The following is a 15,081-nucleotide window of genomic DNA, read 5'->3' on the forward strand; positions in this document are numbered from 1 at the left end:
GCGCTACACCGGCTTTGCCTTCGGTCTGGGCGTGGAGCGCTTTGCGATGCTGCGCTATGGCGTGAACGACCTGCGCGCCTTCTTCGAAAACGACGTGCGCTTTCTCAGGCAGTTCGCCTGACGGCGGGGATTGGGGATTCGGGATTGGGGATGCGCAACGTCGCCCCGGTCCGCCCCGGACTCCGTCGACGCGTTTTAGCTAATCCCCAATCCCGAATCCCCAATCCCGGCCCCTCATGAAATTCTCTGAAAATTGGCTGCGTAGCCACGTTCCGATCCAGGCCTCGCGCGAGGAACTGGCCGCCACGCTGACGGCGATCGGCCTGGAAGTCGAAGACGTCACGCCGTTGGGCGAGGCGCTTGGTCAGGTGGTGGTGGCGCGCATCGTCGAAGCCGTGCGACACCCGGAAGCCGATCGCCTGCAGGTCTGCAGTGTCGATGCCGGGCAGGGCGAGTTGCTGCAGATCGTGTGTGGCGCGCCCAATGCGCGTGCCGGTCTGTTGGCGCCGCTGGCGCTGGTTGGCGCGCAGATTGGTGAGCTGACGATCAAGGCCGCAACCCTGCGCGGCGTGCCGTCCAACGGCATGCTGTGTTCGGCCAAGGAGCTGGGCCTGGATGGCGATGCGTCCGGGCTGTTCGAGTTGCCCGACGATGCGCCGGTAGGGCAGGCCCTGGCGGACTACCTGGGCTTGCCGGATGCCAGCATCGAAATCAAGCTCACCCCCAATCGCGCCGACTGTTTCAGCGTGCGTGGCATCGCCTTCGACGTGGCCGCAGCGTGCGCCAGCGAAGTGGTGGCATTCGATGCCGGGGCCGTTGCGTCGGTGTCCACGCGCACGCTCGCGGTGGAATTGAATGCCGGCAAGGAAGCGCCGCGCTACTGCGGGCGGGTGATCGAAGGCATCGACCCGCTGGCGAAGACGCCGGTGTGGCTGGCCGAGCGGCTGCGTCGCAGCGGCGTGCGCCCGGTGTCGTTGCTGGTGGATATCACCCAGTACGTGATGCTGGAACTGGGCCAGCCGATGCATGCGTTCGATCTGGATACCTTGCAGGGACCGATCGGGGTGCGTCGTTCGCGCAGTGGCGAGCAGTTGGCGCTGCTGGATGGGCGCCAGGTCACGCTGGACGACAGCTTCCTGACCATCACCGATGCCGACCGCCCGGTGGCGTTGGCCGGGCTGATGGGCGGGCTGGACACGCGCGTCACCGACGTCACGCGCAATGTCTTTCTGGAGTCGGCGTATTTCGATCCGGCCGCCATCATGGGCCGCGGCCGCAAGTTCGGCCTGCATACCGATGCGGGCCATCGCTTCGAGCGCGGCGTGGACCCGGCGTTGCCCGTGCAGGCGATCGAGGTCGCCACGCGTCTGGTGCTGGAACTGGCTGGCGGCACGCCGGGCCCGGTGGTGCACGCGCAATTGCCGGAGCATCTGCCGCAGCCGGCACGCATTGTGCTGCGTCGCGCACGCATCGCGCGCGTGCTCGGCATCCACATCGACGACGCCGATGTCGTGCGGATTCTGAGCGCGCTCGGCATGCAGCTCGATGCGGTGTCCGAAGGCTGGCGGGTCGTCGCGCCGAGCCGCCGGTTCGACATCGCCATCGAGGAAGACCTGATCGAAGAGCTGGCGCGCATCCACGGCTACGACCGGGTGCCGACCACGCTACCGGGTGGCGCAAGCCGGATCGCGATGCCCAGCGAAACCCAACTGGACGAGTTGAGCGTGCGCCGTCAGCTGGTGGCGCGCGAGCTGCAGGAGACCATCAATTACGCCTTTGTCGATGCCACCTTGCTGGAGCGCTGGCAGTTGACCGACGGCCTGGTGCCGTTGGCCAATCCGCTCAGTGCCGAGCTGGCCATCATGCGCCCGCGCCTGTTGCCTGGCCTGGTCGCCACATTGGGCCGCAACGCTGCCCGTCAGGCAGGCCGAGTGCGGCTGTTCGAGCTGGGCAAGGTGTTCGCCGCCGCCGCGCAGGCAGGCGCTGCTCCTCGCGAATCCCAGCATGTCGCCGCCGCGGTCTGTGGCGATGCGCTGGCGCTGCAATGGGGCGAGCCGGCGCGCAAGGTGGACTTCCACGATGTGAAAGGCGACCTGATGGCACTGGCAGCAGCCAGCGGCGCGGTGCTGGAGTTCCAGCCGTCGACGCAGCCGTTCGGGCATCCAGGCCGGTCGGCCGATATCTATCGCGATGGCGTGTGCATCGGCTGGATCGGCCAGGTGCATCCGCGCCTGACCAAGGCGCTGGAGATCGACGTGGACGTGATCGCGTTCGAACTGCAGCTGGAGCCGCTGGTGCGGCGGGCGCTGCCGCGTGCCGGCGAGCTGTCGCGGTACCCGTCGGTGCGTCGCGATCTGGCCTTCCTGGTGCCGGAAGCGGTCAGCTGGGCGGCGCTGTCGACCAGCGTGCAGGCCACGGTCGGCCCCTTGCTGCGCGAGGTGCAGCTGTTCGATCGCTACGTCGGGCAGGGGGTCGAGCCAGGTTTCAAGAGTCTGGCTATGGGCTTGATTTTGCAGGATAACTCGCGCACTCTCACCGACCGGGACGTGGACGCGGTCGTGACCGATGTGGTGGCCGTGATCGAGCGCGAGCACCGCGCCCGGATCCGGAGTTGAGGCGGTAACCAGGGGATTGGCATGGCATTGACGAAAGCGGAGATGGCCGAGCGTCTGTTCGACGAGGTCGGTCTGAACAAGCGCGAGGCGAAGGAATTTGTCGACGCGTTTTTCGATGTGCTGCGCGATGCGCTGGAGCAGGGGCGTCAGGTCAAGTTGTCGGGTTTCGGCAACTTCGATTTGCGGCGCAAGAACCAACGGCCCGGTCGCAATCCCAAGACCGGCGAGGAAATTCCGATCTCGGCCCGGACGGTGGTGACCTTCCGCCCTGGCCAGAAGCTCAAGGAACGGGTGGAGGCTTATGCTGGATCCGGGCAGTAATCGCGAACTACCGCCGATTCCGGCCAAGCGCTATTTCACCATTGGTGAGGTCAGCGAGCTGTGCGACGTCAAGCCGCATGTGCTGCGGTACTGGGAAACGGAATTTCCGAGCCTGGAGCCGGTCAAGCGGCGCGGCAACCGCCGTTACTACCAGCGCCACGATGTGCTGATGGTGCGGCAGATCCGCGGCCTGCTCTACGAGCAGGGCTATACCATCGGCGGTGCGCGTCTGCGCTTGGAGGGCGATGGCGCCAAAAGCGAGTCGGCGCTGAGCAATCAGATCATCAAGCAGGTGCGCATGGAGCTGGAAGAAGTGCTGCAGCTGCTGCGCCGCTAGGAAAACGTTTCACAAAGCCGCTATAATCGCAGGCCGTCCTCGCGACGGAATGCAGCATCTTCGGGGTATAGCGCAGCCTGGTAGCGCACTAGTCTGGGGGACTAGTGGTCGTCGGTTCGAATCCGGCTACCCCGACCAAACATCAAGCCCATGTCGGTTCGACATGGGCTTTTTTGTTGCGTCGCAGCATTGCATTTTTGTGTCCTGGCAGCGTTCGCTCGATATGCAGATCGGCATATCGCAGTGCAGCATGAACCGAAGGCTAGCGCCTGCTTTTTTCGGTTCAGTTCGCTATGGACGACGGTCACACAACGATGCTAAGTATCCGGAAACGCTCCAAATCATTAGTGATGGACTAGAACGTGGATCACGGTTTGTTAACGCGGTAACGACGAACTTGAATCAATAGGCCAACGCCGTCAAAAAAATGGCGTGCCGCGTCTTGCGATGCGATCGTTCTGTGCCATAGTGCAGTGCAACACGTCATACCTGTCGTGATCCCGATGTTCCTGGGATGAATCCTCTGTCGTACGTTCGTGCTGGCGTGTTGGCCGGTTGAATGCTGCGCGAGCTCCTGTCCCACCCAACCGAGGCAGCCAGCCACACGCATGAAGAAACTGATCGGACGATTTTGCCAAGGCCTCAGCCTGGCGTTGATCTGCTCGATGGCCCTGGGTGCCTGCAGCACCGGGAAGGACATGGCATCGTCACTGCCGCTTCCCGACCCGCTGGCAATGTCCGCGGTGCAGCCCGAGTATCGACTCTCCCCAGGCGACCTGTTGCTGGTGAAGGTGTTTCAGGTCGACGATCTGGAACGGCAGGTCCGCATCGATCAGAACGGCCACATCTCGCTGCCGTTGATCGGCGACGTCAACGCCGCCGGCATGGGTGTCGGCGAGCTGGAAAAGATGGTTGCCGATCGCTACCGCAGCGGCTACCTGCAAAATCCGCAGGTGTCGGTGTTCGTGCAGGAATCCAATGGCCGTCGCGTGACCGTGACCGGCGCCGTCACCGAGCCCGGCATCTATCCGGTGATCGGTGCCAATCTGACGCTGCAGCAGGCCGTGGCGCAGGCCAAGGGCGTCAGCACCGTGGCAAGCCGCGGCAACGTCATCGTGTTCCGCATGGTCAACGGCCAGAAGATGATCGCGCGCTTCGACCTGACCGAGATCGAGAAGGGCGCCAATCCGGACCCTGAGATCTACGGTGGCGATATCGTCGTGGTGTATCGCTCGGACGCGCGCGTCTGGTTGCGCACCATGCTGGAACTGACCCCCTTAGTGATGGTGTGGCGCGCTTACCGATGAGTATGAATTCCGACAATCGTTCCTCGCCGTCGCAGCGTCACGGGCATCTCGAACTGGCCGATGTGAGCTTGCTCGACTACTGGCGTGCCCTGGTGTCGCAGCGCTGGCTGATCATCATGATCACGATCGCCGCCGTGCTGTTGGCGCTGGTGATCACCTTCCTGATGCCGGAAAAGTATCGCGCCACCAGCACGCTGCAGATCGAACGCGATTCGCTCAATGTGGTGAACGTCGATAACCTGATGCCGGTCGAGTCGCCGCAGGATCGCGACTTCTACCAGACCCAGTATCAGCTGCTGCAGAGTCGTTCGCTGGCGCGTGCGGTGATTCGCGAGGCCAAGCTCGATCAGGAGCCGGCGTTCAAGCAGCAGGTCGAGGAAGCGCTGGAAAAGGCGGCGGCCAAGAATCCGGAAGCGGGCAAGTCGGTGGATTCGCGTCAGGCGATCATCGAGCGCAGCCTGACCGACACCTTGCTGGCAGGCCTGGTGGTCGAGCCGATCCTCAATTCGCGCCTGGTCTACGTCAACTACGATTCGCCGGACCCGGTGCTTGCGGCCAAGATCGCCAACACCTATCCGAAGGTGTTCATCGTGAGCACGCAGGAGCGCCGCATGAAGGCGTCTTCGTTCGCGACCAAGTTCCTCGCCGAGCGCCTGGAGCAGTTGCGCGACAAGGTGGAAGATTCGGAAAAGACGCTGGTTGCTTATTCCACCGATGAGCAGATCGTATCGGTGGGCGACGACAAGCCGTCGTTGCCGGCGCAGAACCTGACCGACCTCAACGCGATGCTGGCGTCGGCGCAGGACGCACGCATCAAGGCCGAGGCCGCCTGGCGTCAGGCCGCCACCGGCGATGCCATGTCGTTGCCTCAGGTGTTGAGCAGCCCGCTGATCCAGACCTTGCGCGGCGAGCAGGTGCGTTTGACCAGCGAATATCAGCAGAAGCTGTCGACCTTCAAGCCGGATTACCCGGAAATGCAGCGCCTGAAGGCGCAGATCGAAGAGTCGCGCCGCCAGATCAATGGTGAGGTGGTCAACGTCCGCCAGTCGCTCAAGGCGACCTATGACGCGTCGGTGCATCAGGAGCAGTTGCTCAACGAACGCATCGCCGGTCTGCGTACCAACGAGCTCGACCTGCAGAGCCGCAGCATTCGCTACAACATGCTCAAGCGCGACGTCGATACCAACCGTCAGCTCTACGATGCGCTCCTGCAGCGCTACAAGGAAATCGGTGTGGCGAGCAATGTCGGCGCCAACAACGTGACCATCGTCGACACTGCAGATGTGCCTACGTCGAAGACTTCGCCGAAACTCAAATTGAACCTCGCTTTGGGCTTCATCTTTGGCGTATTCCTTGGGTTGGCTGTGGCGCTTGTGCGTTACTTCCTGCGGGGTACTGGGCCGGAAACACGATTGAACTGACATCGTGATGTTGCAAAACAGTGGTTAATTAAAGTGACAACCGATTCAGCGTAGAAAAAGTGGGATCCCGTATGTTTCGGGCTCCCTCGTTTTGAAAGTTTGTCTCTGTTGAAACAAAGGGCTGTCGAGCGATCTGGGGTCGGTAGGTATTACCGCGGTGATCGTTCGACGGAGATGATTGAAAGCTCGCGTGCGATTCGTATGTTCCCCCGCATGCGCCGTATCGAGTTTGGAGGACATCCCCATGCTTTTGGCAGACTTGAGTAGCGCGACGTACACGACATCCTCGCCGCGATTGTTGTCCAAGTACTCGGCGGCCGCCGACCTGGTGCTGCGCGTGTTCGACCTGACCATGGTGGTCGTATCGGGCCTGATCGCCTACCGTATCGTGTTCGGCTCCTGGGTGCCTGCAGCGCCGTATCGGGTCGCGATCGCCACGACGCTGTTGTATTCGGTCATCTGCTTCGCGCTGTTCCCGCTGTATCGCAGCTGGCGCGGTCGCGGACTGTTGAGCGAGTTGATGGTGCTGGGTGGTGCCTTCGGCGGCGTATTTGCGCTGTTTGCGGTGCATGCACTGATCGTGCAGGTGGGCGAGCAGGTCTCGCGCGGCTGGATCGGCTTGTGGTTCGTCGGCGGACTGGCTTCGCTGGTCGCTGCACGTACGCTGCTGCGCGGCTTCCTGAACCACCTGCGTGCGCAGGGCGTGGACGTCCAGCGTGTGGTGGTCGTCGGCTTGCGTCATCCGGTGATGAAGATCAATCACTACCTGAGCCGCAATCCGTGGGTCGGCATGAATCTGGTCGGCTACTTCCGCACGCCGTACGACATCGCCGTGACCGAGCAGCGCCAGTCGCTGCCGTGCCTGGGCGAGCCGGACGCGCTGATCGACTACCTGAAGGAGAACCAGGTCGAGCAGGTGTGGATTTCGCTGCCGCTGGGCGAGCGCGATCACATCAAGCAGCTGCTGCAGCGTCTGGATCGTTACCCGATCAACGTGAAGCTGGTGCCCGACCTGTTCGACTTCGGCTTGTTGAACCAGTCCGGTGAGCAGATCGGCAATACGCCGGTGATCAACCTGCGCCAGGGCGGCGTCGACCGCGACAACTACTTCGTGGTGGCCAAGGCGCTGCAGGACAAGATCCTGGCCGTGATAGCGCTGATGGGCCTGTGGCCGCTGATGGCTGCGATTGCCGTCGGCGTCAAGATGAGCTCGCCGGGCCCGGTGTTCTTCCGCCAGCGTCGTCACGGCCTGGGCGGTCGCGAGTTCTACATGTTCAAGTTCCGCTCGATGCGCGTACATGACGATCATGGCACCACCATCCAGCAGGCGACCAAGAACGACACCCGCATTACCCGTTTCGGTGCGTTCCTGCGTCGTAGCAGCCTGGATGAGTTGCCGCAGATCTTCAATGTGTTGGGCGGCAGCATGTCGATCGTGGGCCCGCGCCCGCACGCTGCGCAGCACAACACGCACTATGAAAAGCTGATCAACCACTACATGCAGCGTCACTACGTCAAGCCGGGCATCACCGGTTGGGCGCAGGTCAATGGCTTCCGTGGCGAGACCCCGGAGCTGCGGACGATGAAGAAGCGTATCCAGTACGACCTGGATTACATCCGTCGCTGGTCGCTGTGGTTGGATATCCGCATCATCGTGCTCACTGCAGTGCGCGTGCTCGGACAGAAGACCGCGTACTGATGATGGCGGGGAGCGTGCGACCTGGCGCGTCAGGCGTCGCGGGCGGCTGCATTGCAGCCGCCCTTCTCAGGCAGGCGTGTGCATGCTGATTCGAATGAGCGAGGAAACCCGCGTTCGCTGGCATAACCTGCTGATCGAACTGACGCTGCTGGTCGGCGTGGGCTACAACCTGGTGCTGGCACTGATCAATGCGAATGTGTTCACCGTCCGTCCGGTGATCACCTACGCAGTCGAGTTCATCGTCTACGCGGCCTGCTTCGTACTGGGCCTCGGTTCGCTGAGCCGCAAGCGCATTGCCCTGATCGTCAGCGGGCTTGGGTTGATCGTCCTGCTGATGTTCGTGCGTTTCCTGGTGAACTGGCAGATCGATCCGAAATTCTTCCGCGATGCCCTGGTGGTGTTCGCGTTTGTGGTGCTGGGCTCCGCCTATACCGGGTCGGTGCCCAAGTTGTTCATCCGCATGACCATCATCGTCTCGCTGGTTGCCGCCTTCGAGCTGGCAATGCCAAGCGCCTATGGCGATCTGGTCAACCCGAAAAGCTTCTTCGTCAACGCACGCGGCATGAGCGCCGAAGGGTTCTGGAACGAAGACAGCAACCTGTTCGTCAGCGCCACGCGGCCGGGCGAGCGTAACTTCCTGCCCGGTTCCAATCTCCCGCGTGCCTCCTCGATGTTCATCGAGCCGGTGACGATGGGTAACTACATCTGCTTTTTCACCGCCATCTTGCTGGTGTTCTGGCGTTGGATGCGGCCGGCCGCGCTGATCCTGTCGGTGGGCCTGATCGGCTTCATGATCGTCGCCTCGGATGGGCGATTGGCGGCGGGCACCTGCGTGCTGATGGTCTTGCTGACGCCGCTATTGAAACGCCTGGATCAGCGATTGGCGTTTCTGGTGTTCCTGCTGGTGATCATGAGTGCGTGGCTGCTGGTGTGGATCACCGGAATCACGGCATACCAGGACACCACCATGGGCCGGGTGTTCTTCACCGTTTATTCGATGAACAACCTCTCGTTCGAGTCCTGGCTGGGGCTGGATTTTGCGCAGGCCTACCGTTACTTCGACAGCGGCATTTCGTACTTCATCGCCTCGCAGTCGATCGTCGGGGTGCTGGCATTCCTGTTGTCGTATTCCTTCCTGTTGCTGATGCCGAGCAAGGAAGGGCAGCTGTTCAAGAACCTGGCCATCTTTGCGTTTGCGCTGAGCCTGTTGGTGTCCAACGGCTACTTCTCGATCAAGACCTCGGCGCTGTGGTGGTTCGTGTGCGGCTGCCTGTGGCACATGCGTCCGACCTGGTCCGCGTCGACGGTCGCCACTGCTTCGATCAAGGATGATCCCACGGCTGATGGCGCGCAGTTGCCATTGCCTGCGGGAGCGGCGCGATGAGCTCGGCGACGGCAGCGCCGTCGTCGGTCGTGTCTGACGCGGGCGTGCGGATTGCCGCCGGTGGGAAGGCGCGCGATCCACGGATCGATGCGGCCAAGGCGATCGCGATCTTGCTGGTGGTGTTCTGCCATGCCAAGGGCGTGCCGCATGGCGTGACCTTGTTTGCCTACAGCTTCCACGTGCCGCTGTTTTTCCTGGTCTCGGGGTGGTTGGCCGCCGGCTATGCGTCGCGAACCACCAGCATCGCGCAGACGATCACCAAGCAGGCGCGCAGCCTGCTGTTGCCGTATGTCACGTTCTACCTGCTGGGCTATGCGTACTGGCTGTTGACCCGCAATATCGGCGAGAAGGCCGCGCGCTGGGGAAGTCATCCATGGTGGGAGCCGATCGTCTCGCTGTTCACCGGGATCGGTCCGGACCTGTATGTGCAGCCACCGCTGTGGTTCCTGCCCGTGATGCTGGTGACCGTGGTGAGCTATGTGTTGCTGCGACGCGTACTGCCGCCGTTGGCGATTGCGGCGGCGGCACTGGTGCTGGCGTGGTTCTGGATGAACTGGTTCCCGGCGCAGGGAGTGCGGCTTTTTTTCGGACTCGATGTGCTACCGGTGTCGTTATGCTTCTATGCGCTCGGTGCCTTGTTGATTTACGTGTCGCCGCGTCTACCGACCTCATTGCCGGTCAGTGCGTTGGTGACCGTTGCATTGGCGGTCGCGGTTGCGTGGTTGGCACAACGTAACGGGCGTATCGACGTCAACATGCTCGGCTTCGGCCGCGACCATGCGCTGTTCCTGCTCAGTGCGGTGCTGGGGTCGTTGATGGTGATCTGTGCGGCGCGGCTGGTGCAGAGCTGGGCGTGGGTGCAGTGGATCGGCCGCAACACCTTGCTGATCCTGTGCACGCACATGCTGGTGTTCTTCGTTCTGTCTGGCGTTGCGGCAGTAGCGGGCGGATTCGGTGCAGGGCGGCCGGGCCTGGGTTGGGCAGTGTTTGTGACGGTCTTCGCGCTGGTCGCCTGCGTGCCCATGCGCTGGGTATTGATGCGTTTCGCCCCCTGGGCTCTGGGTGCGCGCACGGTGGCGGCATGACCGGCGCCGCGGCATGACAACTGCTCCTTCTTTCCCGCACGCCGAGCACGACGAGCACGTGGCAACGCCCGGTCGGGCGCCGGCGCTGGCCCGCGATTGGCAGATCGATGCGGCAAAGGCGCTGGCCATCGTGCTGGTGGTGCTGGGGCACGCAAGCGGCATGCCGCCGGCCTACAAACTGTTTGCCTACAGTTTCCATGTCCCGTTGTTTTTCGTGCTCTCCGGCTGGGTCGGCGAACGTTTCGGGCGTCGCGGGTTGAATGTGTCGACGGTGAAAAAGCTGGCGCGGACGCTGTTGATCCCGTACCTGGCGTTTTTCCTGGTGGCCTATGGGCTATGGCTGCTGATGGCCGTGCTCAATCATGCATTTGGGCAGCCCGGCGCGCGCGCGTGGTGGGACCCGTTGCTTGGCGTGTTGTGGGCCAACGGCACGCGTCTCTACGTGTTGCCAGCGTTGTGGTTCTTGCCGGCCTTGTTTGTCACAACGCTGGCCTACATCGCACTGCGTGCGCGTTTGAGCACGACGGTGGTCGCCGCGCTCAGCTTGCCGATCGCATTGGCATGGGCGGGATGGTTTCCTTCGTTGCAGTTGCGCTTGCCGCTTGCGTTGGACGTGTTGCCGATCGCCCTGTTCTTCATCGCGGTGGGTGGCTGGCTGTCGCGCCTTGCCGATACCCTGCGCGCGCTCGGGGCATGGGTGTGGGCATTGGGTCTGCCCGTCGTCGCAACGGCATGGTGGCTGCTGGCCTCGGCGAACGGGCAGGTGGACGTGAACAACCTGCTGTTCGGGCAATCGGCCGCGCTGTTCCTGCTGGTGAGCCTGCTGGGGACTGCGATGACGCTGTGCGTCGCGTACTTCGTGCAGAACTGGCAGTGGGTGCAATGGATCGGCACCAACACCTTGCTGATTCTGTGTACGCATACGCTGGTGTTTCTGGTGGTCACCAGCGTGGTTGCACGCACCGGTGTGATCGATCGCGGCCTGATCGGAACCCCACTGTGGGCGATGGGGCTCAGCGCAGTTGCGATCGCCTGCGCGGTGCCGATGCGCGCGGTGCTGGTGCGTAGCGCGCCATGGATGTTGGGGTTGAAGAGTCAATGACGCAGTTCAAGAATCATCAGCTGTCGCGGCTCCTGCGTGCGCGCGGCTGGTACAGGAGATTGGCGTAATGAAAGTGGTGCATGTCGTCCGCCAATTCCATCCCTCGATCGGAGGCATGGAAGAGGTCGTTCTCAACGTTGCCCGCCAGCATCAGGCCAATAGCGCCGATACGGTGGAAGTAGTGACGCTGGATCGGGTGTTCACCGATCCGGATGCGCAGCTTGCGCCGCAGGAGATCCATCAAGGTCTGCCGATCCGGCGGATCGGCTATCGCGGTTCGTCGCGCTATCCGTTTGCGCCGTCGGTGCTGGGCGCGATTGGTTCGGCAGATGTGGTGCATCTGCACGGGATCGATTTTTTCTACGATTATCTGGCGTTGACCAAGCCGCTGCACGGCAAGCCGATGGTGGTGTCCACGCACGGTGGGTTCTTCCACACCGCGTATGCGTCGCGCATGAAACAGCTGTGGTTCCAGACCCTCACGCGTACCTCTGCATTGGCGTATGCGCGGGTGATCGCGACCAGCGAAAACGATGGCGACCTGTTTGCCAAGGTGGTATCGCCGGCCCGCTTGCGGGTGATCGAAAACGGTGTGGACGTGCAGAAATATGCGGGGCAGGGTGCAGCCACGCCGGGGCGGACGATGCTGTACTTCGGACGCTGGTCGGTCAACAAGGGGCTGATCGAGACGCTGGAGCTGCTGAAGGCCATGCGCGCGCGCGATCCGCAGTGGCAGCTGATCATCGCCGGCCGCGAATACGATTTGAACGAAGCCGACTTGCGCAAGGCGATCGCCGAGCGCGGGTTGCAGGACAAGGTGCAGCTGAGCATGTCGCCGTCGCAGGAACAGCTGCGCGCGTTGATGCAGCAGGCGCAGTTCTTCGTCTGTCTGTCGCGCCATGAAGGGTTTGGCATTGCTGCGGTGGAGGCGATGAGCGCGGGCCTGATTCCGATCCTCAGCGATATCCCGCCGTTCGTGCGGCTGGCCAGCGAGTCGGGGCAGGGGGTGATCGTCAACCGCGACAGGATCGAGGCGGCGGCCGACCAGGTGCAGGCGCTCGCACTGACGGCCGATGGCGACTTCGCAGCGCGTCGTGCGGCATCGATGGCCTATGTGAGCCGCTACGACTGGAAGCATGTGGTGGGTCGCTACATCGACGAGTACCACAGTGCACTTGGCACGCCGCGCCCGCAGGAGACGCTGCGATGAGCGCGCTTGCATCCGCACCGATGGCACGTGCGGCGGCCAAGCCGCAGGTCACGGTGTTGTTCTCCACCGAAAAACCCAATGCCAGCACCAACCCGTACCTGACCCAGCTCTACGATGCGCTGCCCGATGCGGTGCACCCGCGCTTCTTCTCGATGCGCGATGCCTTGCTGTCGCGCTACGACGTGCTGCATCTGCACTGGCCCGAATATCTTCTGCGCCATCCCAGCGCCTTAGGCACGCTGGCCAAGCAGCTTTGCGCGGCGTTGCTGCTGTTGAAGTTGCAGGTCACCGGCACGCCGGTGGTGCGCACCTTGCACAACCTGGCTCCGCACGAAGATCGCGGTTGGCGTGAGCGCAGCCTGTTGCGCTGGGTCGATCGCCTGACGCGTCGCTGGATCCGTATCAACGCCACCACGCCGGCGCGCCCCCCGTTTACCGACACCATCCTGCACGGCCACTACCGCGACTGGTTCGCGACGATGCCGCAAGGCACCACGGTACCGGGGCGGCTGCTGCACTTCGGGCTGATCCGTCCGTACAAGGGCGTGGAAACGCTGCTGGAGGTCATGCGCGAGGTCAGCGACCCACGCCTGAACCTGCGCATCGTCGGTAACCCGGCCACGCCGCAGATGCGCACGCTGGTCGAAGAGGCCAGCGCGCAGGATCCGCGTATCAGCGCATTGCTCGCCTATGTCGAAGAGCCGGTGCTGGCACGCGAGGTCAGCGAAGCCGAGCTGGTGGTGCTGCCATACCGGCAGATGCACAACTCCGGCACGCTGCTGCTGGCGTTGTCGTTGGCACGCCCGGTGCTGGCGCCGTGGAGCGAATCCAACGCGGCGATTGCCGAAGAAGTGGGGCCAGGCTGGGTGTTTCTCTACGAAGACGAGTTCGACGCGGCGCTGTTGACCGGCATGCTGGATAGGGTGCGCTGCGCACCGCGCGGGCCGGCGCCGGATCTGTCGCAACGCGATTGGCCGCGCATCGGGCAGCTGCATTACCGCACCTACCTCGAAGCGCTGGGCAGGGATGGGGACGCTGCACTGTGACCGCACAGACCCCCACCACGTCCTCTCCGACGCCGCCTCCGCAGCGCAGCCTCGGCTCGCGCGCTGCCGGCGGGGCAGCGGTGACCATGCTCGGCCAGTCGGCCAAGATGGTCGTGCAGTTCGGCGGCATCATCCTGCTGGCGCGGCTGCTGACGCCATACGACTACGGCTTGATGGCGATGGTCACCGCGATTGTCGGTGCCGCCGAGATCCTGCGCGATTTTGGTCTGTCCGCCGCCGCCGTGCAGGCCAAGCACGTCAGCCGCGAACAGCGCGACAACCTGTTCTGGATCAATAGCGGTATCGGCCTGGCGTTGTCGGTGTTGGTGTTCGCATCGGCGCATCTGATCGCCAACTTCTACAAAGAGCCGGCACTGGTCACGATCTCGCAAGCGCTTGCAGTGACGTTCCTGATCAACGGCATGACCACCCAATACCGCGCGCATCTGAGCCGTGGGCTGCGCTTTGGGCAGGTGGCACTGAGCGATGTGGGCTCGCAGGTGTTGGGGCTGGGTGCGGCCGTCGCCGCCGCACTGCTGGGCTGGGGTTATTGGGCGCTGGTGGTGCAACAAGTTGTGCAGGCGTTGGTCAACCTGGTGATCGCCGGCAGCTGCGCACGCTGGCTGCCCGGCGGCTATCAACGTTCCGCACCGATGCGCGATTTCATGAGTTTCGGCTGGAACCTGATGGCGGCGCAGTTGCTGGGATATGCCAGCCGCAATGTGGGGCAGGTGATCATCGGCTGGCGCACCGGGCCCGATGCGCTGGGTCTGTACAACCGCGCATTCCAACTGCTGATGATGCCGTTGAACCAGATCAACGCACCGGCGACCAGCGTGGCGTTGCCGGTGCTGTCGCAGTTGCAGGACGACCGCGAGCGTTTCAGTGCGTTTCTGCTGCGCGGGCAGACGGTGATGGTGCATCTGATCGTGGCGCTGTTCTCGTTCGCCTGTGCGGTGGCGATGCCGTTGATCGTACTGGTGCTGGGCGAACAATGGCGCGAGGCAGTGCCCTTGTTCCAGGTGCTTGCGTTGGGCGGTATTTTCCAGACTGCGTCCTACGCCACGTATTGGGTGTTCCTGGCGCGCGGTTTGATGCGCGAGCAGCTGCTGTTCTCGCTGGTCAGCCGCATCGTGCTGATCGCCTGCATCTTCGTCGGTTCGCGCTGGGGGGCGATGGGGGTGGCCATCGGTTATTCGTTCGGGCTGCTGGTGACCTGGCCGATGTCGCTGGTCTGGGTCGGCAAGATTTCCGATACACCGGTGGGCATGCTGTTCACCAACGCAGTACGCGCGATGGTGGCGTATGGCGTCGCCGGCGGCTGCGCGTATTACGCCTCGATCACCGTCGGCGGGCCGCTATGGCAGCAACTGGCCGCAGGAGCAGCGGCGATGGCTGCAGTTTGCCTGCTGATGCTGGGTATCTGGCCGTCCTTCCGTCGCGACGTGATCTCCATCGTCAACATCCGCAAATTGCTCAGTCAGGCCAAGGCGCGTCGATGAGATCGACATCGTCTTCGCCTGCATTCGGGCATGCTCTCTCTCACTCATCCAT

Annotated in this window: 13 protein-coding genes and 1 tRNA gene; all 14 read left to right on the forward strand. The window is 63.2% G+C overall.

From position 1 onward, the window contains the following. A partial coding sequence (locus tag Y887_RS18400; protein ID WP_441004737.1) for a tRNA ligase subunit PheS family protein occupies nucleotides 1-121 on the forward strand: 121 nt, incomplete at its 5' end. 115 nt (nucleotides 122-236) lie between these two features. Next, nucleotides 237-2,615, forward strand: a complete 2,379-nt coding sequence (gene pheT / locus Y887_RS00190; protein ID WP_046962430.1) for a phenylalanine--tRNA ligase subunit beta — start codon at nucleotides 237-239, stop codon at nucleotides 2,613-2,615. A gap of 21 nt (nucleotides 2,616-2,636) precedes the next feature. After that, nucleotides 2,637-2,936, forward strand: a complete 300-nt coding sequence (locus Y887_RS00195) for an integration host factor subunit alpha (RefSeq protein ID WP_002811076.1) — start codon at nucleotides 2,637-2,639, stop codon at nucleotides 2,934-2,936. After that, nucleotides 2,917-3,273 (forward strand): MerR family transcriptional regulator, encoded by a 357-nt coding sequence (locus Y887_RS00200; RefSeq protein ID WP_005995911.1) that lies wholly within the window; start codon nucleotides 2,917-2,919, stop codon nucleotides 3,271-3,273. The genes Y887_RS00195 and Y887_RS00200 overlap by 20 nt, the downstream gene beginning before the upstream one ends. A gap of 61 nt (nucleotides 3,274-3,334) precedes the next feature. Then, nucleotides 3,335-3,411: transfer RNA gene (locus tag Y887_RS00205), tRNA-Pro, on the forward strand. Between the two features lie 470 nt (nucleotides 3,412-3,881). After that, a complete protein-coding gene (locus Y887_RS00210; RefSeq protein WP_046962431.1) occupies nucleotides 3,882-4,580 on the forward strand; it encodes a polysaccharide biosynthesis/export family protein in 699 nt (232 codons plus the stop codon). Beyond that, entirely contained in the window at nucleotides 4,562-6,001 is a 1,440-nt protein-coding gene (locus Y887_RS00215) for a GumC family protein (protein WP_084725880.1), read from the forward strand. Before Y887_RS00210 ends, Y887_RS00215 begins: the two co-directional genes overlap by 19 nt. Nucleotides 6,002-6,245: 244 nt before the next feature. Next, nucleotides 6,246-7,700, forward strand: coding sequence for an undecaprenyl-phosphate glucose phosphotransferase (locus Y887_RS00220; RefSeq protein WP_005995917.1), 1,455 nt, complete (start codon nucleotides 6,246-6,248; stop codon nucleotides 7,698-7,700). A 94-nt stretch (nucleotides 7,701-7,794) separates the two neighbouring features. Next, on the forward strand, nucleotides 7,795-9,084 hold the full coding sequence (locus Y887_RS00225; protein ID WP_052764915.1) for a hypothetical protein: 1,290 nt from the start codon (nucleotides 7,795-7,797) through the stop codon (nucleotides 9,082-9,084). Continuing rightward, complete coding sequence (locus Y887_RS00230; RefSeq protein WP_046962434.1) at nucleotides 9,081-10,169, forward strand: acyltransferase family protein; 1,089 nt, start codon at nucleotides 9,081-9,083, stop codon at nucleotides 10,167-10,169. Before Y887_RS00225 ends, Y887_RS00230 begins: the two co-directional genes overlap by 4 nt. Before the next feature lie 13 nt (nucleotides 10,170-10,182). Continuing rightward, nucleotides 10,183-11,271, forward strand: coding sequence for an acyltransferase family protein (locus Y887_RS00235; RefSeq protein WP_046962435.1), 1,089 nt, complete (start codon nucleotides 10,183-10,185; stop codon nucleotides 11,269-11,271). Between the two features lie 67 nt (nucleotides 11,272-11,338). Beyond that, nucleotides 11,339-12,481 carry a glycosyltransferase family 4 protein gene (locus tag Y887_RS00240; RefSeq protein ID WP_046962436.1) on the forward strand — a complete coding sequence of 381 codons (1,143 nt, stop codon included), beginning with the start codon at nucleotides 11,339-11,341 and terminating at the stop codon, nucleotides 12,479-12,481. Beyond that, the gene (locus Y887_RS00245; protein WP_046962437.1) at nucleotides 12,478-13,527 is read left to right on the forward strand and encodes a glycosyltransferase; all 1,050 of its coding nucleotides are present in this window, start codon (nucleotides 12,478-12,480) and stop codon (nucleotides 13,525-13,527) included. Before Y887_RS00240 ends, Y887_RS00245 begins: the two co-directional genes overlap by 4 nt. Further along, the gene (locus tag Y887_RS00250) at nucleotides 13,524-15,029 is read left to right on the forward strand and encodes a lipopolysaccharide biosynthesis protein (RefSeq protein WP_046962438.1); all 1,506 of its coding nucleotides are present in this window, start codon (nucleotides 13,524-13,526) and stop codon (nucleotides 15,027-15,029) included. Before Y887_RS00245 ends, Y887_RS00250 begins: the two co-directional genes overlap by 4 nt. The last annotated feature ends 52 nt before the right edge of the window (nucleotides 15,030-15,081 follow it).

Origin of the sequence: Xanthomonas pisi DSM 18956, assembly GCF_001010415.1 — a bacterium.
In the GTDB taxonomy this organism is placed as follows: Bacteria; Pseudomonadota; Gammaproteobacteria; order Xanthomonadales; family Xanthomonadaceae; genus Xanthomonas; species Xanthomonas pisi.